The 22603-nt window shown below is 68.4% G+C and carries 21 protein-coding genes; 10 read left to right on the forward strand and 11 right to left on the reverse strand.

What is annotated here, in order from left to right; all coding sequences use genetic code 11:
• Window positions 1-34 precede the first annotated feature (34 nt).
• From AC069I_RS33500 to polA, 7 genes are all read right to left on the reverse strand, one after another.
• The gene (locus AC069I_RS33500; protein ID WP_478229561.1) at window positions 35-361 is read right to left on the reverse strand and encodes a CU044_2847 family protein; all 327 of its coding nucleotides are present in this window, start codon (window positions 359-361) and stop codon (window positions 35-37) included.
• Between the two features lie 9 nt (window positions 362-370).
• Window positions 371-1660 carry an ABC transporter substrate-binding protein gene (locus tag AC069I_RS33505; RefSeq protein ID WP_478267194.1) on the reverse strand — a complete coding sequence of 430 codons (1290 nt, stop codon included), beginning with the start codon at window positions 1658-1660 and terminating at the stop codon, window positions 371-373.
• Window positions 1657-2745: a hypothetical protein gene (locus AC069I_RS33510; RefSeq protein WP_478229563.1), complete on the reverse strand. Its 1089-nt coding sequence runs from the start codon at window positions 2743-2745 to the stop codon at window positions 1657-1659. Before AC069I_RS33510 ends, AC069I_RS33505 begins: the two co-directional genes overlap by 4 nt.
• Window positions 2742-4157, reverse strand: coding sequence for a VWA domain-containing protein (locus AC069I_RS33515; RefSeq protein ID WP_478229564.1), 1416 nt, complete (start codon window positions 4155-4157; stop codon window positions 2742-2744). The genes AC069I_RS33510 and AC069I_RS33515 overlap by 4 nt, the downstream gene beginning before the upstream one ends.
• A gap of 10 nt (window positions 4158-4167) precedes the next feature.
• Window positions 4168-6411, reverse strand: coding sequence for a serine/threonine-protein kinase (locus AC069I_RS33520; protein WP_478267195.1), 2244 nt, complete (start codon window positions 6409-6411; stop codon window positions 4168-4170).
• Complete coding sequence (locus AC069I_RS33525) at window positions 6408-8012, reverse strand: S1 family peptidase (protein WP_478229566.1); 1605 nt, start codon at window positions 8010-8012, stop codon at window positions 6408-6410. Before AC069I_RS33525 ends, AC069I_RS33520 begins: the two co-directional genes overlap by 4 nt.
• 64 nt (window positions 8013-8076) lie before the next feature.
• Window positions 8077-10818, reverse strand: a complete 2742-nt coding sequence (gene polA / locus AC069I_RS33530; protein ID WP_478229567.1) for a DNA polymerase I — start codon at window positions 10816-10818, stop codon at window positions 8077-8079.
• A 222-nt stretch (window positions 10819-11040) separates the two neighbouring features.
• On the opposite strand from polA, the gene AC069I_RS33535 reads away from it, so the two are divergent.
• A complete protein-coding gene (locus AC069I_RS33535) occupies window positions 11041-11469 on the forward strand; it encodes a PaaI family thioesterase (RefSeq protein WP_125682237.1) in 429 nt (142 codons plus the stop codon).
• 234 nt (window positions 11470-11703) lie between these two features.
• On the forward strand, window positions 11704-12663 hold the full coding sequence (locus tag AC069I_RS33540; protein ID WP_478232955.1) for a LysR family transcriptional regulator: 960 nt from the start codon (window positions 11704-11706) through the stop codon (window positions 12661-12663).
• A 131-nt stretch (window positions 12664-12794) separates the two neighbouring features.
• Here AC069I_RS33540 and AC069I_RS33545 read toward each other — a convergent pair whose 3' ends face one another.
• Complete coding sequence (locus AC069I_RS33545) at window positions 12795-13613, reverse strand: alpha/beta hydrolase family protein (protein ID WP_478229569.1); 819 nt, start codon at window positions 13611-13613, stop codon at window positions 12795-12797.
• 465 nt (window positions 13614-14078) lie between these two features.
• Between AC069I_RS33545 and AC069I_RS33550 the strand changes: the two genes are divergently transcribed.
• From AC069I_RS33550 to AC069I_RS33570, 5 genes are all read left to right on the forward strand, one after another.
• Window positions 14079-15233 carry a branched-chain amino acid ABC transporter substrate-binding protein gene (locus AC069I_RS33550; protein WP_478229570.1) on the forward strand — a complete coding sequence of 385 codons (1155 nt, stop codon included), beginning with the start codon at window positions 14079-14081 and terminating at the stop codon, window positions 15231-15233.
• 114 nt (window positions 15234-15347) lie between these two features.
• A complete protein-coding gene (locus AC069I_RS33555) occupies window positions 15348-16319 on the forward strand; it encodes a branched-chain amino acid ABC transporter permease (protein ID WP_340688273.1) in 972 nt (323 codons plus the stop codon).
• Window positions 16316-17455: a branched-chain amino acid ABC transporter permease gene (locus AC069I_RS33560; protein WP_016335495.1), complete on the forward strand. Its 1140-nt coding sequence runs from the start codon at window positions 16316-16318 to the stop codon at window positions 17453-17455. Before AC069I_RS33555 ends, AC069I_RS33560 begins: the two co-directional genes overlap by 4 nt.
• Entirely contained in the window at window positions 17452-18225 is a 774-nt protein-coding gene (locus tag AC069I_RS33565) for an ABC transporter ATP-binding protein (RefSeq protein WP_478229571.1), read from the forward strand. Before AC069I_RS33560 ends, AC069I_RS33565 begins: the two co-directional genes overlap by 4 nt.
• On the forward strand, window positions 18215-18928 hold the full coding sequence (locus tag AC069I_RS33570) for an ABC transporter ATP-binding protein (protein ID WP_016335497.1): 714 nt from the start codon (window positions 18215-18217) through the stop codon (window positions 18926-18928). The genes AC069I_RS33565 and AC069I_RS33570 overlap by 11 nt, the downstream gene beginning before the upstream one ends.
• A 44-nt stretch (window positions 18929-18972) precedes the next feature.
• On the opposite strand, the gene AC069I_RS33575 is transcribed toward AC069I_RS33570, so the two are convergent.
• Window positions 18973-19506, reverse strand: a complete 534-nt coding sequence (locus AC069I_RS33575) for a hypothetical protein (protein WP_478229572.1) — start codon at window positions 19504-19506, stop codon at window positions 18973-18975.
• Window positions 19503-20084: an ATP-binding protein gene (locus AC069I_RS33580; RefSeq protein WP_478232958.1), complete on the reverse strand. Its 582-nt coding sequence runs from the start codon at window positions 20082-20084 to the stop codon at window positions 19503-19505. Before AC069I_RS33580 ends, AC069I_RS33575 begins: the two co-directional genes overlap by 4 nt.
• 71 nt (window positions 20085-20155) lie before the next feature.
• Here AC069I_RS33580 and AC069I_RS33585 point away from each other — a divergent pair, with 71 nt between their 5' ends.
• On the forward strand, window positions 20156-20944 hold the full coding sequence (locus tag AC069I_RS33585) for a LysR family transcriptional regulator (RefSeq protein WP_478267196.1): 789 nt from the start codon (window positions 20156-20158) through the stop codon (window positions 20942-20944).
• A 140-nt stretch (window positions 20945-21084) separates the two neighbouring features.
• Entirely contained in the window at window positions 21085-21387 is a 303-nt protein-coding gene (locus AC069I_RS33590) for a DUF6506 family protein (protein WP_478229575.1), read from the forward strand.
• Here the strand turns inward: AC069I_RS33590 and AC069I_RS33595 are convergent.
• On the reverse strand, window positions 21384-21863 hold the full coding sequence (locus AC069I_RS33595) for a MarR family winged helix-turn-helix transcriptional regulator (protein WP_478229576.1): 480 nt from the start codon (window positions 21861-21863) through the stop codon (window positions 21384-21386). The two genes, AC069I_RS33590 and AC069I_RS33595, sit on opposite strands and share 4 nt — an antisense overlap.
• 84 nt (window positions 21864-21947) lie before the next feature.
• Between AC069I_RS33595 and AC069I_RS33600 the strand changes: the two genes are divergently transcribed.
• The gene (locus AC069I_RS33600) at window positions 21948-22589 is read left to right on the forward strand and encodes an FMN-dependent NADH-azoreductase (protein ID WP_478229577.1); all 642 of its coding nucleotides are present in this window, start codon (window positions 21948-21950) and stop codon (window positions 22587-22589) included.
• The last annotated feature ends 14 nt before the right edge of the window (window positions 22590-22603 follow it).

Raw genomic sequence — 22603 nt, forward strand, 5'->3', positions numbered from 1 at the left:
GTTCCGGCTTCAAGCACGCGAGTGCGGGCTCCGATCACGCGTCTTCGGTCTCCCGGGCCCACTTCAGCTTGACCTCGAAGTTTCCCTCCAGTCCCGTTTTCGCGATGACCGCGCCCGCCTGCGCGGTCAGCTTGACGCCGAACTTGAGCTCGACCTCGTCCGGCCCCCTGGTCATCGACCGGAAGGTGTCCAGTGCCGCCACGGCCGCGTCCTTGACGTTCGCGAGCGCCGCTTCGAAGGACCCCTTGGCGTCCTCGACCAGGTCGTCACGCCGGGAGACCCGGGAGGTGCCGGGGACCGGGTCGATCTCGACGACCACCGAACCGCCGCCTTCGAGGGGGAACCGCGCCAGGTCGTTCACCGATGCTCCTCACTGTCCACAATGGATTTTCAACCATTCGCCGGGCTGGATGCTCTCCCGGACGTCGTCGAGTTGCCTCAGCAGGATGTCCAGGCGGTCCCGGTTGCTCAGGTACTCCAGGACGGCACGGTGGAACGCGCCGGTCATCGTCGCGGGCATCAGGTCCGACGCGTCGAAGCACAGCGCGGACGCCGTGGTGATCGTGTCCGCGACCTTCCGGCTCACCTGGTCCGGATAGACGTCGAGGCCGAGCTTCCGGTTGGCGGAGAAGGCGTTCGCGCGGGGAATCGAAGGCCAGATCCGCTGCGCCTTCTCCGAAGCGAGGAATTCCATCAGCTTCCGCGCCTGGGGCGTGTCCTGGAACATCCCGGCGAGGTCGGCGGCGACCTCGGAGACGTCCCGCCCCGGAAAGGTGAGGAAGTCGAAATCGGTACCCGGCTTGGGAAACGTCCCGCCGGGCCGCGGGAAGTTCTGGTACCGGCTCATGATGAACGACGCCTGGTGTTCGAGCGCGCAGCCCGGCGGGTCGGTGAACATCGGCTTGCCCGCGTCGCCGAAATCGGTCAGCAGCGCTGCCGCGGTACCGCCGCGGATCGCGCTGGGCTCGATCAGGGAACCCCAGTCCAGCCAGGCCTGTTTGACCTCCGGCGACCTCCATTCGAGGCCGCCGGACGCCCACTGCCGATACTTGCCGGGGCCCGCCGAGTGCAGCAGGATGTCCTCGATCCAGTCGGTTCCCGGCCAGCCCGAGGCGGGCGGGGCGCCCATCCCGACGCACCAGGGCGTACCGCCGGCGGCCGCCAGCCCGGCGGAGTACTCGCGGAGCCCGGCGAACGTCGTGGGACGGATCCCGGTCATCCGCGCGGGGTTGTACCAGATCAGGCTCTTGAGGTCGGCCTTCACGGCGACCGCGTACAACTTCTCGGTGCCGATCTGCTGCAGCGTGACCCATTGCGGGCTGAAGGATCGTGTCACGGCGGCGGAGAGGTCTTCGTCGAGCGGCAGCAGGTCACCCGACTTCTGGTACTTCGCGAGCACCCCGGCGTTGGGCAGGACGGCCACGTCCGGCGGCGTGCCACGCTGGACGTCCGAAGCGAGCACCTGGTCGACGGCCCGCGTGCCCTCGTAGAGGTAGTCGATCCCGATGTCGGCCTTGAAAGCGTCCAGCACCTGACGGAACGCCTTCTCCTCCTCCCCGGTCCAGGACGCGAGGACGACGACCGGCCCGTCCTCCGCCGACGCCGTACAGCCGCCCGCGACGAGCGTCAGCGCCATCACCACGGCCAGCAGGCGTTTCACGGGCGGTACCGGTATTCGTCGATCCTGGCGTGCAGGCCGAGCAGGACGAGCCCGCCCGCGAGCAGGGTGCCGGCCGGGATCAGGAATTCCCGCCCGCCGGATTCGGCCGCGGCGGAGGCGTCGGCCGCCACCGCCCTCGCGCCCGCCGTGGCCACCCGCGTGTTGTCGGTCGCCGGTGCGGTGGCCTGCCGTACCCGCTCCCGGAACCCGTCGACGGTCACACCGCATCCCTGCTCCTCGTCGCAGTACCCGGCCAGCAGCTCGGCGAGCCGTCGCTGGCCGTCGTCGTCGGCCGCCTGGAGCTGCGCGGCCCGCGCGGCGGCGACGCCGTCGAGCCGCTCTCCGACCGAGTCCAGCCTGCCCCGGCTGATCAAGGTGAACACCAGGGCCACCCCGATGGCGGCGATCAGCACGGTCGCCGCGAGCAGCGGGACGTTCGCCACGCGGCGAAACCGTTTCCTCAGGTACAGCTGGGTGAAGACCAGCAGCACCAGGAGGGCGAGCACTGGCAGAAGCCACAGCGGGAGCATCGCGAGACTCATCCCGGTGGACGCCAGTTGCCGGTTCAGCGCCTCGCGTTGCCTGCCCTGCAACGCTTCCAGCTCCTCCAGGACACCGCCAGGAGCGTGCAGCAGCCGTGAGGCGTGCCAGAGGTCGACCGCGCCCAGTACGGCGGCGTCCGGCTGGCGGAAGTGCACGTCGGCTTGTCCGATGGAGCCCGAGTAGGCCGCGACCTGGCTTTCGATCACCTGAAGCGCGTTACCGCCTTCCTCACCCGCCTGGTTGAACTCCGCGACCCTAGCGAGACTTTGGCTCGCCAGCGCCAGCTGATTCGAGTACTCCTGCCCCGGTCCGGCGAGTCTCGCCTCGCCGGAGGCGAAACTCGCGATCGCCGCGGCGTCGGCGGCCACCAGCGCGGCCCGGGCGGCGGTCACTTCGAGTACCGCGTGCGCGGTGCGGTCGCGGACGGTCTCCGCCGTGTTCTGGACGTTCTGGAACGCCCACAGCGACACCACCAGTACCGCGAGGGTGAGCGCCAGCAGGGCGGTCCGGAGCCGGACCAGCCGCACCCGGGTGGCCGTCACGAAACCGCCTCGCCGAACGGTCTTCCGCAGCCGACGCAGAAGTTCGCCCCGGCGGGCGAAAGCGCGGGGCAGGCGGCACAGGTGAGCGGTGCTCCTTCGGGCATCGGCCGATCTTCCTGTGGAAGTGCGATTTCCGAAACCCTCGACGGGATGACGACGTGCAACGCGTGACTGCGTGTCGCGTCCGGCCGCAGGCGCACGAGCCCTTTCTCGGCGTCGACGATCTCCACAACTCCCGAGAGACGGCTCAGCGTCTCTTCGTCGCCCGCGGCGGTGGCCAAGGCGACCGCCCGGCCCCAAGCCTGCTCGGCCCCGGCGCGGTCTCCTGCCGCGTAGGCGTCGCCGCCGGAGATCAGCGCCTCACCGAGATCGGCCTGCGCGGCGTATTTCGAAACCATCGGGTGAATCAGCGTCGGCGGGATCGGATCGTGGGTCCACCTCCCCGCGATGGCCAGCGCGTCCTCCTCGACCGTGGCTCCCGGCACGGGGACGAGTTCCGTCCACGCCAGCTGACGATCCTGCCCATGGCTGGGTTCGAGGTCCGGATCGAGATCCAGGATCAGCTGGTAGTCCCGCGTCTCGTCGCTCGCGAACGAACCGAGCGACAGCTCCTGCTCGCGGACGGCGGCCTCCTGGCACCGGTCGGTGAGGTCGTATTCGTCGGGGAACACCTGCTTGACCGACCGCAGCCTGCTGAACGGCATGGTGCCGATGCGCAGCCGGACCTCGGGCAACACCTTCGTCATCGCGCTCTCGACCAGCTGCCGGAAATCTTCGGCGAGCTTGTCGTCCTCGACGACCGAGTCGACGTTCCCGCGCAACACCCGGCCGATCTGGGTGAGTTCGGCGGGCTCCCAGCCGTCGCCGATCCCCCTGGCGTCGCAGACGAACCGGCCCTCGCAGCTGTTCAGCACGCTCATCAGGTCGGCCCTGGTCTGCGAATCGTTGCGGCCGTCGGTGAGCAGGATCGCGTGGCGGACGGCGCCGGGCACGAGGTCGAAGAGGTCGCGTGCCTTGGCGAGCCAGGCGCCCATCGCGGTGCCGCCGACGGCCGCGAGGTGCTCGACGGCGGCGCGTGCCTCCGCGCGGGTCGCCGCGGACGCGGTCACCAGGCCGTCCTCGGCCGGGTAGATCATCTTCGCGCGATCGGTGCCCTGGATGACGGCGAACCGCACGCCGTCGGGCAGGACGTCGATGGCCGCCGCTGCCGCCCGCCGGGCTTCGCCGATCTTGGTGCTGGGGAAGCGCATCGAACTGGAGCAGTCGATCATCAGGACTTCGGCGGCCGTCGTGGTCACGGCCGCCCCACCGCCGCGGGAGACGACCCGGACGATCGCGGTCATCGCCCGGTCCCCCTCGGCCAGGAACTTGTTCTGGTGCACCTCGAGGCCCAGACTCGGTTCCCCGCTCATCAGTCCCCTTTCACACCAGCGTCACCGGTCTCACGGAATTGGCGAGATCGATCAGCACGTCGTGCGCTTCCGGCGTCGGCGCGTGGTGGGCGAGCCGCCGGTACGCCTTGTCCAGCACCGTGCGAGCGCCCATTTCGCCTGCGCGCAGGATCTCGCCGTCGGTGATCCCGTCCTGCCCGAGGAGCACGGCGGCCAGTCCCGTCTCACGCACGGCCGTCACCAGCCTGTCGAGGGAGTCGCCGTCGAGATCCAGAGCGGTCAGGCGGACCACGGCGTCGTCGAGTTCGGCCGACGCCGGAAGGTCACCCGTGCCCGGCATCGGCACGGACAGCACCCGCACCCCGGCGATCCGCGCCGCCTCGTCGTAACGCGAGAATTCCGGGACCTGGTCGAGGATCTCGACGGCGGCGGCGCGGTTGCCGCGCAGCAGCCGGACCCGCGCGAGCCCGAACGCCGCGCTGACCTGCGACCGGTCCCGCACCCACAGCGCGTCGTAGTACCGCTCGGCGGCGACCGCGCCGTTGAGATGCTCCTCGCAGAGCCCCAGCGCGAGTTTCGGCGGCTCCTCGCCGGGGATGTCGCGGTACACGGCGGTGAACTTCTCCTTCGCCGCGGCGAAGTCGCCCGCGCCGAGCGCGAGCAGGCCCCGATGCCACGCCACACGCCAGTCATGGGCGGCGCGTTCGCCGAGCAGCCGTTCGGCCTCCGCCACCGCCAGCACGGCTTCGACGGTCGCCCCGAGTTCCAGCCGTGCCCGGCACCGGCGGAACTCGACCTCGACCGAACCCGGCACCTTGTCGAGCTTCTTCAGCAGCCGCGCGGCGTCGGGCGCGCGGACGGCGCGGAGGAAGTTCGCCTGTGGGTCGTCCGGATCCTCGCGCGGCACCGGGAGACCGACGGCGATCTCCGCGGCGGACGGGCGTGCGCCGAGCGAGACGGGTGTCCCCCGCGTCCAGTGCTCCAGCGGCGGCGCCTGGCCGAGTCCCGCGTCGAGCAGGATCGCCCCTTCGGTGAACAACGTCGAGGCGGCGGGCCTGGATTGCTTGTCCCGCAAGGAAAGGATCTCACCGAGCACACCGTCGAGCTGGACCAGCATCTCGCGCGCGGTCGCGAACCGTTGTTCGAACGGGGCGGTCGCCCGGTCGAGGACTCGGAGGAACGATTCGATGCCGAACCGGACACCGCGCGCGTCGGTGGTGACCGACCAGCCGTCGCTGGCCTGGAAGAGCTCCCGCAGCGTCACGCCGACGGTGTGGATGTCGGACCGGACGGTGAGCCCGTGTTCCGCCCGTTCCCGCGGCGAGACCTGATAGTGCTCGGTGCCGACGATCGGGCTTTCGTCGTCGGTGATCTTGCGGATGGCGCCGAAATCGATGAGCTTGATCCGCTTCTCGCCGTGGATCACGTTGTCCGGCTTCATGTCGCAGTACAGCAGGCCCTCGCCGTGCAGGTAGTCGAGCGCGGTCAGGATCTCGCGCCCGTACGCCACGACGTGCTCGACGAGCAGCCGCCCTTCACTGGAGTCCAGCCCGGCCCGGCCGCGGTTCTTGACCTCCCGCAGGGAAAGCCCGTCGACGAACTCCATGACGATGTAGCGGAGGTCCTCGTGTTCGACCACGTCGAGGATCCGGACGACGTTCGGATGGTCCAGCGCGGTGAGCACCTGGCTTTCGGTCTCCGCGATCCGGACGGCCGCGGTGTTGTTCGTGTTGATCAGGCCCTTGAGCGCGACGTACCGGTCGCCGAGACCGGAATCCGTCGCCAGGTAGACGAATCCGAGCCCACCGCGCGCGACGCAGCCCAGCACGTGGTATCGGCCGTCGACCACGTCGCCGGCCGCGAGCTTGGGCGCGAAGGAGAACGACGTCCGGCAGACCGGGCAGAACCCTTCGGCAGGCGCGGGTCCGCCGCCGACCGAGCGGCCGACCGGAGTGGCCGTGCATCCGTGCTTGCCGCAGAACCGTTCCTCTTCCGGGACATGCGGTTCGGTGAGCAGGCGGCCCGCGACGTCCGGGAGTTCGACGACCGGCAGGGGGACCCGGTCGTCCGCGCTCGCGTGGCCCGCGATCTGCTGGGAACGGGTGACCACCGTGCTGGTGATCCTGGTCGGCGCCTCGCCGGGGCCGGGGATCACCAGGGTCGGTTTCTCCCGCGGCGCGGGCTCTTCCGGTGTCCCGGGCGGCAATCCGCAGATCTTGCAGAACCCGGTCTTGCCGAGCACACCCGGGCAGCCGTCGTGTCCGCAGGCCGTCATCCGTCGATCCGTTTCCGTACGGTGTCCGCGTACCGCTCGACGGCCGCCGCCGCGGCCGCGAGGTCGCACGGTCCTTCGAAGAGCATCCGCCAGGCGGGTGCGTAGGCGGCATCCAGTTCGACGTCTTCGACGAGGCCGCTGTTACGAGCCATCTCCCCGTACGCGTCGAGCCGGGCGCGCAGTTCCGCGCGCCGCGCGAGGTTCTCGTCGAGGAGACGACGAAGGTCGCGGGCGCGCTCGACCGTCTTGGCCACGGCTCGCTCGCAGACCGGAAGCTGCCGTTTCACCCACTCGGTTTCGCCGTCCTTCTCCGCCGAACGCAGTTGTGTCAACGCGCCTCTCAGCCGTCGCGTCTTGGGATGGACGTGTGGGGCGTCGGAGAAGCGGGGCGCGTCGCTCAGATTCTCCTTCTCCAGGCTGTCGAGTTCACCCAACCGGGTTTCCAGCAGGGCGAGGCGGCCCTCGGTGTCGTCCTCGCCGGCGGGCAGGACGTCCGTGCTCGACCGGACCACGTTCACCCCCGGCGACGTCTCCTCGCGGAACGCCAGCGCGAGCCGCAGCCCGAGTTCGTGCGCGCGCTGGGCCAGCGGCACGAGCACCTCGCCGACGAGCGCGTCGGGCTCGGCCGCTTCGTCGATTCCGGAGACGACGACGGTGCGGGCGGACCCGTGACGGCCGGCGGGCGAATCCGCGGCGACGTCGAGCCGGTCGGAGATCCGGCGGCGGACCTCGTCGGCGGTTTTGCCGACGGCGTCGACGGCGAGCACGACACTGCCCAGCGGCGGCACCGTCGGCCCGGTCACGCTCCGGCCCGCGCCGCGTTCGCGGTCGGCGAGGACGACGGCGCGCCGCAGCGAGGCGGCGACGGCGGAATCGTGCTCGCCCATGATGATCACCCGGACGTCCGCCCGGCCGTGCCCGCCGAGCCACCGGGCGAATTCGCGGGCGAACAGCGGATCGATCGCGGGCGGTTCCGGGTTCTGCACGAAGCTGGGGTCGATCGCGGGGCTGCCTTCGGCCCAGCGGCGCAGGGCAGGCAGGTACCCGAGCATGGTCTCGACCGGGATCATCCACGAGACCCGGGCGGCCTCGGTCGCGTATCGGGTGGCGACCATGCCGACGACGTGGCCGGTCTTCTCGGCGATCACCGCGGAACCGCTGAAGCCGTGGGTGATCGGCTCGGCGTCCGGAGTGCGGTGCAACTGGACGCGCTCAAGCCCGTGACCGCCGTCGCCGACGACGGTCGCCAACGACCACATGCCGTCCGAACCGCGCGGGAAGCCGTACGCGCGGACTCGCTGGCCGTCTTCGAGAGCCGTCCGGTGGAGCGGGGCGCCGGAGATCTGTTCCTCGGGGTCGCGCAACCGGAGCAACGCGATGTCCCCGCCGTCGTCACCGATGGGCGCCGCCTGCGCGAGGATCGTGGCGATTCCTGGCTCCACGCCGGGAAGCGCCACGAAATCCACGGCGACGTCGTCGTGGCCTTCGATCACATGAGCGCAGGTGAGGAGGTGTTCGCCGTCGAGCATGGTCCCGGCGCCCAGGATCCGCCCACGGTGATCGCGCAGCCGCACCCGCCAGCGTCTGCGCTCGGAAGTCACGCGAAAGACCCTACCGATCGTGAGTGGTAATGACGGTTCTAACCGTCATTACCACTCACGAGGCCTAATGCGCGGCGTCGTTCCAGGACCGGCCGTATCCGACCGAGACCTCCAGCGGGACCGCCAGTTCGTAGGCGGAGCCCATTCCCTGGCGCACCAACGATTCGAGCTGCTCGCGCTCGCCACCGGCGACCTCGAGGACGAGTTCGTCGTGGACCTGCAGCAGCACGCGGCTCTTCAGCTTCGCCTCGGTCAGCGCCTTGTGCACGTTGAGCATGGCGACCTTGATGATGTCCGCCGCGCTGCCCTGGATGGGGGCGTTGAGCGCCATCCGCTCGGCCATTTCGCGGCGTTGCCGGTTGTCGCTGTTGAGGTCCGGCAGATAACGGCGGCGGCCGAAGATGGTCTCGGTGTAACCAACCTTCGCCGCGTCGCCCACGACCGAATGGAGGTAGTCGCGCACGCCGCCGAAACGGGAGAAGTACGCCTCCATCTGTTCCTTGGCCTCTTCGGTCGAGATCCGCAGCTGCTGCGAAAGCCCGTACGCCGAAAGCCCGTACGCCAGGCCGTACGACATCGCCTTCACCCGGAAGCGCAGTTCCGGCGTGATCTCCTCCGGCGGCAGCGAGAACGCGCGCGACGCCACGAAAGTGTGCAGATCCTCGCCGCTGTTGAAGGCCTGGATCAGCCCTTCGTCCTGCGAGAGGTGCGCCATGATCCGCATTTCGATCTGGCTGTAGTCCGCCGTCATCAGCTCGGCGTACCCGTCGCCGACGACGAAGGCGTCGCGGATGCGGCGGCCTTCCTCGGTGCGGATCGGGATGTTCTGCAGGTTCGGGTCGACCGACGAGAGCCGTCCGGTGGCGGCGATCGTCTGCAGCAGCGTCGTGTGGATGCGGCCGTCGTCGGCGACCGACTTGATCAGGCCCTCGACCGTGGTGCGCAGCCTGGTCGCGTCCCGGTGCTCCAGCAGATGCTGCAGGAACGGGTGCTCGGTCTTCTCGAACAGGCTCTGCAGCGCCTCGGCGTCGGTGGTGTAGCCGGTCTTCGTGCGTTTGGTCTTCGGCATGCCGAGTTCGTCGAACAGGATGACCTGCAGCTGCTTCGGCGAACCGAGGTTGACCTGCTTGCCGATTACCGCGTACGCCTCCTCCGCGGCCTGTGTCACCCGGCCGAGGTAGTGCGCTTCCAGATCGGTCAGATGCTCGATGTCGACCGCGATACCCGCCGCTTCGAGGCCGGTGATCACCTGCAGCAGCGGCAGTTCGAGCTCGGCGAGCAGCTGCGCGCCGCCCAGTTCTTCGAGCTCCTTGGTCAGCGCGCCCGCGAGCTCCGCGACCGCGCGGGCCTTGACCAGCTCGGCCTGGATCTCCTTCTGCTCCATGTCCTCGGCGCCACCGTCGAGCAGCGAAAGCTGCCCGTCCCCGGTGTCGGCCTCGGACCGCAGCTCACGGTGCAGGTACCGCAGGGCCAGGTCGTCGAGCTCGAAGGTGCGCTGGCCAGGGCGGACCAGGTACGCCGCGAGCGCGGTGTCCATGACGAGCCCGGCGAACGTCCAGCCGCGCGCGCGGACGGCGTGCAGCGGGACCTTGAGCTCGTGGCCGATCTTCTTGATCTTCTCATCGGCGAGCCAGGCCGTGAGCGCCTTGTCGTCCTCGGCGTCCATCGCGGTGACGTCGACATACGCGCCCTCACCGTCCGCGGCCGCGAACGTGATGGCCTTCAGGTCGGAGCGGACCGAGGCCCCGGTGGTGCGGAACGCCAGGCCGACCGGCTGGTCCTGGCCGGTGTGCGCGGAGAGCCATTCCGTGAGCGCGCCCGGCGCGAGCTTCGAACCGCTGACCTCGAAACCCTCTTCGGCCTCGGGCTCGGCACTCTGCAGGGTGGCGAAGAGCCGGTCCCGCAGGACGCGGAACTCGAGCTCGTCGAACAGCGCGTGGACGGCCTCGCGGTCCCACGGGCGCAGCTCGAGCATGGTCGGGCCGAGCTCCAGCTCGACGTCGCGGATCAGCTCGGTGAGCTGGCGGTTCAGCATGACCGCGCCGAGGTGCTCGCGCAGCGCGTCGCCGACCTTGCCCTTGACCTCGTCGACCCGGTCGACCAGCTCGTTGAACGACCCGAACTGCCTGATCCACTTCGCGGCCGTCTTCTCACCGACGCCAGGGATGCTGGGCAGGTTGTCCGAGGGGTCGCCACGCAGCGCGGCGAAGTCCGGGTACTGCGCCGGGGTGAGGCCGTACTTCTCCTCGACCGCCTCCGGGGTGAACCGGGTCATCTCCGACACGCCGCGCTTCGGGTACAGCACGGTGACCTGGTCGGTCACCAACTGGAGCGCGTCACGGTCGCCCGTACAGATGAGGACGTCGAAACCTTCGGCGGTCGCCTGTGTCGTGAGCGTGGCGATGATGTCGTCGGCTTCGTAGTTCTCCTTGGTCAGCGCCGGGATGCCGAGGACCTTCAGCACGTCCTCGACCAGCCCGACCTGCCCCTTGAACTCGTCCGGGGTGGTGCTGCGGTTGGCCTTGTACTCCGCGTACGTCTCCGACCGGAACGTCTTGCGGGACAGGTCGAACGCCACCGCGAGGTGGGTCGGCGCCTCGTCGCGCAGCAGGTTGATGAGCATCGAGGTGAACCCGAATACCGCGTTCGTCGTCTGCCCGGTCTTCGTCTTGAAGTTCTCCGCGGGCAGCGCGAAGAACGCGCGATACGCCATCGAATGGCCGTCGATCAGCAGCAGTTTGGGCCGCTCGGCCTGTGCGGTGGCGGGTGTGGCGTTGGCAACGGTCGTGTTCTCACTCGGGCTCACGAGAGCGAGTCTAGGGTGAGGGTCCGACAGTCCTACCTGTCGTGTCTGTTGCGGGCTGTCGGCGGCGCTGATCGGCCCCCTCGACACAGGAACCCGCCAGGCCGGAGCCCCCGCGATCGGGGCGGCAGGGCGTCCGTGGGGCAGGACGTGAGAATAATTCGATAACGTGCGCCCTGGCGACGCGATCGTGGTCGCGGGTTCACGAATGTTAAGGAGCTCTGCGTGACCGAACAAGCCCTCGAATCCTTCGCCGGGATCGACCCGGCCTTCGCCGGACAGCAGCTCAACGACAAGCTCGGGCTCGAGATCAGCGAATTCGGTCCCGAACGCGTCGTGGGCAGCATCCCGGTAGAGGGCAACCTCCAGCCCTACGGCCTCCTCCACGGCGGCGCGAACGCCGTCGTCGCCGAGGCGCTCGGTTCGATGGTCTGCGCGCTCAACGCCGGCACCGACAAGGCGACGATGGGGCTCGAACTTTCGTGCACGCACCACCGGGCGGTCCGGTCCGGGCGGGTGACCGGTGTCGCGACCCCGGTGCACGTCGGACGCGGGACCGTGACCGCCGAGATCGTGCTGACCGACGACCAGGGGCGCCGGTCGTGCACGGCGCGGCTGACGTGCGTGGTGCGGGAGCGGCCGCCGGGCATGTGAGCTCGTCCGGCTCTCGAAGTGTCATGAAAGGGTCGTTCAGGACGTCATTCGTCCTGAACGACCCTTTCATGACATAGGCGACTGCCACGGATGCGCTCACTCCGGAAGTCCGTGAAGGCCTCCTTCACTACTTTGAGGGTAGGCAAGGAGGCCCTCACTACTGCCCCTACTGCCCGAGACTTCGGGGTACGCGCCTGAAGTACGCGAAGGGGGCATTCACGTACCTTCAGGGACGTGGATCTCGACACAGCCCAAGTGCGCGCGTTCGTCGCCACCGCCGACCACGGCCATTTCGGTCGCGCGGCAGAATCCCTGTTCCTCACCCAGCAGGCGCTGTCGAAGCGCGTCCGGAAGCTCGAGGACGCCCTTTCGGTCCAGCTCTTCCGGCGCACCAACCGATCCGTCGAGCTGACCGCCGACGGCGACCGGTTCCTCCCGCACGCGCGCGAGCTGATCCGCGCGGCCGACGCCGCCGTCGCGGCGATGGGCCTGCAGGACCGCCCGCCCCGCCTCGACGTCATCGATCCACGTCTCTCCCCCATGTACATGCTGCGCCGTATCGCTCAGCGAGACCCGGCACTGGCGGTCGAGCGCGTCGCCGGACGCGGACTGGCCAACGCCCTCGACCCCCTGGTCCGCAGCGAGATCGATCTCGCGTTCGGCCGCGTCGCGGACCTCGGCCGCGAAGTGCCCGCGGAACTCGAGCACCGGCTTGTCCGGCTGGAGCCGTTGGTCGCCCTTCTCGCACCGGAACACCCACTCGCGGGCAACGATGTCCTGAAACTGTCCGATCTCCGGAGTGAAGGCATCTGGATTCCGCAATTGGGCGGCCCGGTCGAATGGCTTTCTTATTTGCAACGCCTATGCAAAGAATTCGACGTCCCGATCGACGACTCCGGCGTCAGTTACGACCTCAGACACACACTGGAACAGACTCGCTACGGGAAGCAGCGGGTCACGCTCGCCGGCGCCGACATGGACCTCGCCTCCGACCTCAATCTGCGCGTTCTGCCGTTCGAGCCCTCGCCGCTGTTCCCGTGGTCGGTGGTGTGGCGGCGCGGCGAAGGCCCGGCCCTGCGGCGCCTGCTGGCGCTCGCCGGCCGGACCAGCCACGAAGAAGGTTGGTGCACCTACGATCCCGCGCGGTCTTGGCTGCCGGACGACGATCTCAGACAGTTAGGCGCTGCCCGGTGAGTCCGGTCGCGGGCTTCGCGCCCAGGCGACCCCTGACGGCACGGGCGGATGCGCCCGAGTACAACCCGGTACGAGGCCGATCCGCCCCCACCGCCAGGAACCACCTGGATCACGAAGCCCATCGAACAGACTCACCGGACAACGCCTAGGTGCCGGGCGAACCAGCGCGTGAGCTCGGCGTCGACCAGCTTCGCGTGGTCCGTCTGCGGAGCGGGCTCGAGCCCGGGCGCCTCGGCGAATTCGTGCGCCATCCCCGGGATGGTGACGAGCTCGGATCGCCGCTCCCCCAACGCCTTGTGCAGGGCCTCGGCCGGTTCGGTGATCGAAACGTCGTCCTCCTCGCCGATGACGAGCAGGACCGGCGCGGTCAGTTCGTCGGCCCGCCGCACGTAGTCGTACTCGTTCGCGACCGCGCGGGACCGGTCCGACCAGTGATAGGTGACGTCGTAGACCCGTTCGTTCGCCGCGATCACCGGCGCCAGCTGAGTCACCGGGTTCACCAGCGCGGCAGCCGCCACCGGGATCTCCGGGTGGGTCAGCATCTGCAACGCGACCGCGCCGCCCTGCGAACCGCCGACCAGCCCGACCGGTCCGTCCTCAATGGACAGGCGGGAGCGCAGTTCCGCCACCGCGGCCGGGAACTCCGCCTCGACCTGCCTGGTGAGCGGTTCGACGACGTTGAGCACGTTGTCCTCGCTCGCGAGCCGGAAGAAGCCCTCGAAACCGCCATCGGGGAACCGTTTACCGGTCAGCGGCAACCCGAGGTGCACCCGCCACGCGTGCAGGTCCCGCATCGGCAGCGCCGCCGCCATGGCCGCCTCGCTGAACGGCGCGCCCAGCAGATGCCACGTCAGCACCAGCGGCGCCGGACGTTTCCCGTCCGACGGCGGCACCGCCACGAACGGGACTCCCGCGGCAACGCCTTCGATCGTTTCGACACTCATCGTCATGTTCTCCCAGGTCCTCGTTTCCGGCTCTGGAGACAGCTAATCGCGAGGTCAGGGCCGAGATCCAACAGCCGTTCGGACCGCGACGACAACCATCGGTTGTCACGGCACAAGGGAAGAGCGGGCACCGTTGACGCCCTTTGGGGCAGCATTGCTACGACGAACGGCCGCCCACGAAGGAGCCGAAAAAGCGCAAGATACGCGGCCGAAACATGATCATTACCCACGAGCATGATCGACGTGGTAGCGGTGAATCCCCAGCGTGACCAGCGAAGACCCGTCAACCGGCAACATTCGCCTTTTCGTGCAATTCGTTCTGGTTTCGACCGTCACGATGTGGACACAGAGTGATGGGCGTCTGGGCAGATCATGGCGTAGGGGGATATCTTCCTGCCCTAACCTAGCCCCTGTGTCGGGGGCAACGCCTACCGGCGGCTGGTTGGTCATGGGAGGTAGTCGGTGTCAGGAGTGCGTTTTGGACGGGTTTTCGCCGTCGCGGCGGCTGCGTCGCTGGCGCTGGCGGGCTGTGCCGGCGGCAGCAGCTCGTCCGGCAGCGGTGACAGCAGCACGCTGAAGATCGGGTTCATGGGTGACCTCACCGGTGAGAACTCCGGGATCGTGATCCCGCCCCGCAACGGCGCCAAGCTCGCTATCGACGAGTACAACAAGACGAACCCGGCGATCAAGCTGGAGCTCAAGGAATACGACAGCCAGGGCAAGCCCGAGCAGGCGACGTCGCTGATCGCGACCGCCGTCGGCCAGGACAAGATCACCGCGCTGATCGGCCCGGCCTTCTCCGGTGAGTCGAAGGCCATCGGCGGTCAGCTGGAACAGAACAAGATCCCGAGTGTCTCGCCCTCGGCCACCAACGCGGGCCTCTCCTCGAACGGATGGAAGTACTGGCACCGCGTCGTCGCGAGCGACGCCAGCCAGGGACCGGCGATCGCCAACTTCCTCATCACGGCGAAGTCGCCCAAGAAGGCCTACATCATCTCGGACGACCAGGAATACAGCGTCGGCCTGGCCGACAACTTCGAGAAGACCTTGAAGGAGAAGAACGTCCCGTCCGATCGCGACAAGTTCGCCAAGGACGCGTCGGACTACTCCTCGACCGTGCAGAAGGTCAAGGCCGCGAACCCGGACATCATCCTCTTCGGTGGCTACTACGCCCAGGGTGGCCGTCTGCTCAAGCAGCTGCGTGACGGCGGCGTGACCGCCACCTTCGCGACCGGTGACGGTTCGCTCGACGCCCAGCTGGTCAGCGGTGCCGGTGCCGCGGCCGCCGAGAAGGCCGTCGTCGGCTGCCCGTGCAACATCCCGGACGCCGGCTCCACCGACGAGTTCAGCACCAAGTACAAGGCCGCGTTCAACGTCGACCCGGCGATCTACTCGAGCGAGGGTTACGACGCCGCGACCGCCATCATCAACGCGGTCAAGACCGGCGCCAACACCCCGGAGAAGATCAACGAGGCCCTCAAGACGATCGACTTCAAGGGTGCCTCGAAGCAGATCAAGTTCAAGGAGAACGGCGAACCGTCGACGGACGCGATCAACATCTACCAGGTCACCGGTGGTGTCCTGAAGAACCTCGGCGTCTCGACCGAAGCCAAGCTCAACGGCTGACGGAGCAGATAGGAACACCTAACGGAAGCGGGGGCGCTGTGCGGGCACAGCACCCCCGCTTCCCGCAAATGTGGCGAAAGAAATCCTCGCCCCGTCCCGTAAGGCATCCACGTCATGCTTCAAGATCTGCAAGCCCAGTTCCTCGGTAGCACCATCGGCGGACTGGTCGCCGGAAGCATCTACGCCCTCATCGCCCTCGGCTACACAATGGTCTACGGCGTGCTCCGGCTCATCAACTTCGCGCATTCCGAGATCTTCATGATCGGGACGGTCACGTCCCTGTTCGTCCTGATCACCATCGCGGGCGGCACCGCCCCGATCACGCTCGGCGTGTTCGGGATGATCGCCGTACTGCTGCTGATCATCATCGCTTCGGCCGCCGTGTCCGGCGGTGCGGCGGTCCTGCTGGAGCAAGTGGCCTACCGGCCGCTCCGCAAGAAGGGCGCGACCCGGCTCGCCGCCCTGATCTCCGCCATCGGCGCCTCGCTGTTCCTCCAGGAACTGTTCGGCCTCGAGATCATCGAATGGATCACCGACAAATCCGGCCGCGTGCAACAGAACGCGCCGCGCTTCATCCCGCACGAGGAGCTGTTCCACATCGGCAACGGTGTGGTCCGCACGGACCACGTGTTCGTCGTCGTCGGTGCCGTGATCATGATGATCGGGCTCGACCAGCTGGTCAGCCGCACCCGCATCGGCCGAGGTATCCGCGCCACGGCGCAGGATCCCGAAGCCGCCGTGCTGATGGGCGTCAGCATCGACAAGATCGTGCGCCTCACCTTCCTGCTCGGCGGCGCGATGGCCGGTGTCGCCGCCGCGCTGTACGTGATGGAGTACGAGAACACCGACTACCGCATCGGGTTCCTCCTCGGCATCAAGGCGTTCACCGCGGCCGTGCTGGGAGGTATCGGCAACCTGCGCGGCGCCCTGCTGGGCGGCATCGTGCTCGGCTTGGTGGAGAACTGGAGTTCCATCTTCTTCGGTTCGGCTTGGAAGGACGTCACCGCCTTCGTGGTACTGGTGCTCGTCCTGATGTTCCGTCCCACCGGCATCCTCGGTGAATCGCTGCAGCGGGCACGCGCATGAAGGGCAACGAAGAAGTGGCTGAAAAGTCCCCAGAGAACGGAAAGCCGACGCGCGCCGGCTTTCACCCCGTGGACGGTATGCGGGATTGGTGGGCACGCGCTCCGCATTGGCAACGTTATGGCGTGTACATCGCCCTGATCATCGGCGCGCTGATCCTGCCCGCGCCCGCGATCGGTTCGTTCATGTCCCCGGAATCGGACTGGACCACGGTCCTGATCTTCCCGGTCGGGGTGTACATCCTGCTGGCGATCGGCCTGAACATCGTGGTCGGCCACGCGGGCATGCTGGACCTCGGGTTCGTCGCGTTCTTCGCGATCGGCGCGTACACGCTCGCCGTGATGGGCACCCTGCACGGCTGGGGATTCTGGGGCACGCTCGTGCTCGGTATCTTCCTGGCGGCGATGTCAGGGGTGATCCTCGGTGCTCCGACGCTCCGGTTGCGCGGTGACTATCTGGCCATCGTGACCCTCGGCTTCGGTGAGATCGTCCGGATCACCGCGACGAACACCGACGCCATCGGCGGCGCCCGCGGTATCACCAACATCCCGCACCCGGAGCCCATGTTCGGGACCGAGTTCCTGCTCGACCCGGCGCCGTACTACTACCTGATCCTCGCGGCGATCGTGATCGCGATCATCTTCTCGGTGCGGCTGCACAAGAGCCGTGTCGGGCGGGCGTGGGCGGCCATCCGTGAGGACGAGGACGCCGCCGAGCTGATGGGTGTCCCGACGTTCAAGTTCAAGCTGCTGGCGTTCGCCATCGGCGCCATGCTCGGCGGTATGGCCGGTGTGGTCTACGCCAGCAAGGCCGTCTTCATCGAGCCGAACAACTTCCCGTTCATCCTGTCCGCGACCATCCTCGCGGCCGTGGTGCTCGGTGGTGCGGGCAATCTGCCCGGTGTCATGCTCGGTGCCTTCCTGGTCGCCTGGCTTCCGGAGCGGTTCCGGTTCCTGTCCGAGTACCGCATCCTGATCTTCGGTGGTGTGCTGGTGCTGATGATGGCGCTGCGGCCGGAGGGTCTGCTGCCGTCGCGGCAGCGCAAGGCGGAACTACACGAAGGAACGGGCGGGATGGGTGCCATGGGCGCCGAAGTCGCGGGTCCGGATTCCGAGGCTTCGGCGGAGGTGACGAAATGAGCGCGCTGCTCGAATTCGACAACGTGACGATGCGCTTCGGCGGTGTCACGGCCTTGAAGGAAGTCAACCTCACCATCAACCAGGGTGAGATCTTCGCCCTGATCGGCCCGAACGGCGCGGGGAAGACCACGGTCTTCAACGTGATCACCGGCGTCTACCGGCCGACCGAGGGCCAGGTGCGCTTCGGCGACACCCGGGTCGACGGGATGAAGCGGTTCAAGATCAACCAGGCCGGGATCGCCCGCACGTTCCAGAACATCCGGCTGTTCCACAACATGTCGGCGTTGGAGAACGTGATGGTCGGTGCGGACTCGCACCACAAGACCGGCGCGATTTCGGCGACGCTGGGCCTGCCCGTGCACCGCAAGGAAGAGAAGCGGGGCCGCGAGCTGGCGAGGGACCTGCTGGACTTCGTCGGCATCGGCCGGGTCGAGCACAACACCGCGAAGAACCTCTCCTACGGCGACCAGCGCCGTCTGGAGATCGCGCGTGCGCTCGCGACCGACCCGAAGCTGCTGCTGCTCGACGAGCCCGCCGCCGGGATGAACCCGGCGGAGAAGAACTCGCTGCAGCAACTGATCCGCAAGATCCGTGACGACGGCCGGACCGTGCTGCTCATCGAGCACGACATGGGCTTGGTCATGCAGATCGCCGACCGGCTGGCCGTGCTCGACTTCGGCCAGAAGATCGCAGAAGGGCTCCCCCACGAGGTGCAGAACAACCAGAAGGTGATCGAGGCTTACCTGGGGGTGGCGGAAGATGCTTCTTGAGGTTCAGGACATCAACGTCCACTACGGGAAGATCGCCGCGCTCAAGGGAATGAGCATCGAGGTCGGCGAGGGCGAGATCGTTTCGCTCATCGGGGCCAACGGCGCCGGCAAGACCACGACACTGAAGACGATCTCGGGCCTGCGTCCGCTGACCAGCGGCCGGATCCTCTTCGACGGCAAGGACATCTCGAAGACGCCCGGCCACAAGCGGGTCGAGCTCGGGATCGGCCAGTCACCGGAAGGCCGGGGCGTGTTCCCCGGGATGACGGTGCAGGAGAACCTCCTGATGGGTGCCTACACCCGCAAGGACGACCTGAAGGCCGACCTCGACGAGGTCTACGAGCTGTTCCCGCGGCTGAACGAACGCAAGACCCAGTTCGGCGGCACGATGTCCGGTGGCGAGCAGCAGATGATCGCCATCGGCCGCGCGCTGATGACCAAGCCCAAGGTGCTGCTGCTCGACGAGCCGTCCATGGGCCTGGCGCCGATGCTGATCGCGCAGATCTTCGACATCATCCGCGAGATCAACAAGCGCGGGACCACGGTCCTGCTGGTGGAGCAGAACGCGCAGCAGGCGCTGAAGCTCTCCGACCGCGCGTACGTGCTGGAGACCGGTGAAGTGGTCAAGAGCGCCCGCGGTGCCGAGCTGCTGGACGACCCGCAGGTGCGGGCCGCCTACCTCGGTGGTGACCTGGGCGTCTGACGCCTTCGAGAAGGGCCCCGTCGCGTTTCGCGGCGGGGCCCTTCTCATGTCAGCTTGATGTCGGTGCCGGTAAGGTTCTTCATGTCGGTCAGCGTCGGACCGCCGAAAGCCCGCAACACCAAGGGTTTCGTCTCCTTGGGCAGGTCGAAGTAGAGATCGAACTCGACCCGCACACCGCGCCCCAGTTCGAACTTGTCCGGTTGCCGCTTGATCGTCATCGCCTGATTGTCGACCGCGATCACCTCGCCGGCATCGGTGACCAGCTGCTGGCGCCTTGTGTCGAAGAGGATTCCGGACAGACCCTTGCCCGTGACCACCAGCCGGAGCCGCACGAACTGTCCCTTGGCCTCGAACTCGGCGTGGCTGCCGGTGAGGCTGGGGAGCCCCGCGGCCAGCCCGATGAGGGAGAACTCGGTCTCCCCGTTGAGCGCGGGCGGCAGGTGCAGCGCGGTCTCGTCCGGGCGGACCTCCCGTGCGGGGAGGTCGTAGACGGGTCTGGCGGGCGGCTGTTCTTGCTCGGCGGAACATCCGGCGAGCAGGAACAGGACCGAGGCCGCCGCCGTCAGGCGCTTTCTCATCGGACGACCTCCACGCTCAGGTGCGGCCACCCGTCGATCTCCGGCAGCCGTATCGCGCCGATCTCCTCCCCTGGCAGGAAACGCACCGTCGTGCCGGTCGTGCCGTCGTCGTCGATCGGCGACAGGTCGGTGGCCGGGACACCGCGTTCGTAACGCTGGGTCCAGGAACCGTTGCGACGCCGGTTGGTGTGCACGAGCCAGTCGCTCAGCGCGGCCACGACCGACACACCGCGGCGCGGATGACCGTCCGGGAGCCGTTGCGCCTCAGGGGAATCGAAGAAACGCAGATCCTTGGTCGACATGACCGGCTTCTTCACGAAGCCGCCGTGCCCGTCGGCGCGGGTGTCGGTGCCCCGGCCGTCGTCCGCCACGGAGATCGAGCCGTCGGGGTGGGCCGTGACGACGGCATGCCCGCCGCCGGTGCTTTCGGCCTCCTCCGCCGCGTAGGCGAGCACTTCGAGGACGAGGTGCGCGACCCCGCCGGGGGCGAACTCCCCAGGGTTCCGGCGGATGCGCGCCAGATGGTCGAGGTCCACCGAACCGGCCCAGTCGTGCGTGGTGTTGCGCCATTCACTCACCCCGTCGATTCTGCCTGGTCCGGGGCTACTGTGCGGCTGTGGAATTACGTCGTCTTCGATATCTGTGTGCCGTGGCGGAGGAAGGGCATCTCACTCGCGCCGCGGAGCGCCTCGGCATCCGATCGTCGTCGCTCAGCCAGCAGATCATCGCGCTGGAACGGGAACTGGACGCGACGTTGTTCGTCCGCACCCAGGCGGGGATGACGCCGACCGCCGCCGCGCTGGCGCTGCTCCCCCACGCCCGCCGGATGCTGGAGGAGGCCGACCTCGGCGCACGGGCCGTCCGCGACACCGTGGGCCGGCCGCTCCGCGTCGGCGTGACGCCGGGCGCGCCGCCGACCGTCCTAGCGACCCTGTACGCGGAAGCGGTGGAGATCGACGACCTCTCCGCGGCACGGCAGCTCGAACTCCTCCGCCGCGGCGCGCTCGACGCCGGCCTGCTCGCCCTTCCGGAGGACGTGGACGGCCTGCGGGTGGTCGTCGTGAGCGAGCGGCCGCTGGGCGTGCTCGTCGTGGACACCCACCCGTTGGCTCGGCTGGACACCGTGGACTGGGAGGACCTCGCCGGGCTGGACCTCCTTCTGTACGAACGGAAGCTGGCCCCTGGGTATCACGACGCGCTGCTCGCGGACTGCGCGGCGGCGGGCTGGCGGCCGGCTCACGTCCGCCCCGGGCCGCCTCGGCGGTCGCTGTTCGTCGCCGAGTTGCGGCACGGCGGCGACGTCGTCGCGTTGCGTCCCAGGGACGAGCAGGCCGAAGGTCTGCGTTGGTTGCCGCTGCGGGAACCGCCGGTCGTTCGGCACGCGCTCGTGTGGGATGCGGCGCACGAGTCTTCGGAGCGGATCGCGGCGCTGGTATGACGGCGACCACATCGGATCTCCGCGCCACCCGCCCGGCCTCCCCTCTTCGGTGATCCCGAACGGCCGTACGGATTCGCCTCGTGGACGGCCCCCGCGTTTCGCGATTACCTCACGGTATTCGAGAACGAAGGAGAATCGTCATGCGACAGTGGGGTTTCGTGTACTTGGCCGATGGCTGCGACCCGACAAGGGATGTGTCCCGTGTAGACAGTGGGGAATGCCTGACGGTGCTGATCGGCGTCGGCCGCGTGGACCAGGTCGTCGCCGCGGCCCGGCGGCTGGTCGGCGAAGGGGCGCAGCTGATCGAACTGTGCGGCGCGTTCGGTCCCGTGTGGACGGCACGGGTGATCGACGCAGTGGGGAGCGAGGTCCCGGTCGGAAGCGTCATGTATGGCGCCGAAGCCACCAAACAGCTTCACGACCTGTTCGGTCTCGGGGCCTAGCAGGTTTCGCTGTGCGCGGCCTCGACACAGGCTGCGGGCTCGGCGTGCCCCGCAGCCTGGTACAGCAGGGTGTACAGCGTCTCGCGCTGATCCTTGTCGAGCGCGCCGAGCACCTCGTCCTCGACCGCGGCGAGGGCGAACTCGGCTTTGACGAGTTGCTTCACGCCGACGTCGGTGAGTTCGACGATGTGACGGCGCCGGTCCTCAGGTGACCGCCTGCGTTCGATCAGGTTCGCGGACTCGAGGTCGTTCAACAGCCCGACGACGTTCGTACCGTCCATCTCCAGCGTCTTCGCGAGGTCCTGTTGCGAACAGCCGCCGAGGTCACGCAGCACGGTCAGCGCGACGAGATGCCGGGGCCGCAGGCCGAGCGGGGCCAGGACGGACTCGCTGCGCAGCCGGATCCGGCGGGTGACGTGGTCGAGCAGCGCGCCGCAGCGGTGCGGGGGCTGGTTCACGACCGGGAGTTCGGGCACTCGTCAAGTGTACGTTCCCTCCATGATGAACGACATGGCATCGATGGTTTGCGTTACACAAACTATCTATGCAAGATAGTAGGCATGACGAACCTGCTGCACATCGACTCGAGCATCACGGGCGAGCACTCGACCAGCCGCCGCCTCACCGCGCGGGCGTCCGCCGCCTGGCGCGCCGCGCATCCGGAGGGCACCGTCACCTACCGCGACCTGGGTGCCGACCCGCTGCCGCATTTCGACGCGGTGAGCAATGTGGCCAGGACGACTCCGCCGGAGCAGCACACCCCGGAACAGGCCGCGGCCTGGCGGCTCATCACGGAACTGGTCGACGAGGTCAAGGCGGCCGACACGATCCTGCTGGGCCTGCCGCTGTACAACTTCGGCCCGCCGAGCACGGTCAAGGCCTGGGTCGACCACCTGATCGTGCCCGGGCTGACGCTCGACGCCGAGACCAGGGAAGGCCTGCTCGGCGACCGCGACTTCATCGTCGTGGTCTCACGCGGTGGCGGTTACGGCGAAGGCACCCCGCGCGAAGGCTGGGACCACGCCCAGTCGTGGATCCCGCACGGCGTCTCGCTGACCGGCCTCGAACCGCGGTTCGTCACCGCCGAGCTGACCCTGGCGAAGACCAACCCGGCGATGGCGGACCTCATCCCGCTGGCCGAAGCCAGCCAGGCCGAGGCCGAGCGCGCCATCGACGCGCTGTGGACACCCGTCGCGGCCTGACTCGTGAGTGGTAA

It is taken from the genome of Amycolatopsis sp. NPDC043885, from assembly GCF_056435685.1.

What these genes read in the sequence shown, in the direction of transcription:
- AC069I_RS33575 (WP_478229572.1), bottom strand. Translation starts at nt 19,506, where the DNA reads ATGAGAAAGCGCCTGACGGCGGCGGCCTCGGTCCTGTTCCTGCTCGCC.
- AC069I_RS33520 (WP_478267195.1), bottom strand. Translation starts at nt 6,411, where the DNA reads ATGACGGCCTGCGGACACGACGGCTGCCCGGGTGTGCTCGGCAAGACC.
- AC069I_RS33555 (WP_340688273.1), top strand. Translation starts at nt 15,348, where the DNA reads ATGCTTCAAGATCTGCAAGCCCAGTTCCTCGGTAGCACCATCGGCGGA.
- AC069I_RS33570 (WP_016335497.1), top strand. Translation starts at nt 18,215, where the DNA reads ATGCTTCTTGAGGTTCAGGACATCAACGTCCACTACGGGAAGATCGCC.
- AC069I_RS33545 (WP_478229569.1), bottom strand. Translation starts at nt 13,613, where the DNA reads ATGACGATGAGTGTCGAAACGATCGAAGGCGTTGCCGCGGGAGTCCCG.
- AC069I_RS33590 (WP_478229575.1), top strand. Translation starts at nt 21,085, where the DNA reads ATGCGACAGTGGGGTTTCGTGTACTTGGCCGATGGCTGCGACCCGACA.
- AC069I_RS33560 (WP_016335495.1), top strand. Translation starts at nt 16,316, where the DNA reads ATGAAGGGCAACGAAGAAGTGGCTGAAAAGTCCCCAGAGAACGGAAAG.
- AC069I_RS33515 (WP_478229564.1), bottom strand. Translation starts at nt 4,157, where the DNA reads ATGAGCGGGGAACCGAGTCTGGGCCTCGAGGTGCACCAGAACAAGTTC.
- AC069I_RS33600 (WP_478229577.1), top strand. Translation starts at nt 21,948, where the DNA reads ATGACGAACCTGCTGCACATCGACTCGAGCATCACGGGCGAGCACTCG.
- AC069I_RS33565 (WP_478229571.1), top strand. Translation starts at nt 17,452, where the DNA reads ATGAGCGCGCTGCTCGAATTCGACAACGTGACGATGCGCTTCGGCGGT.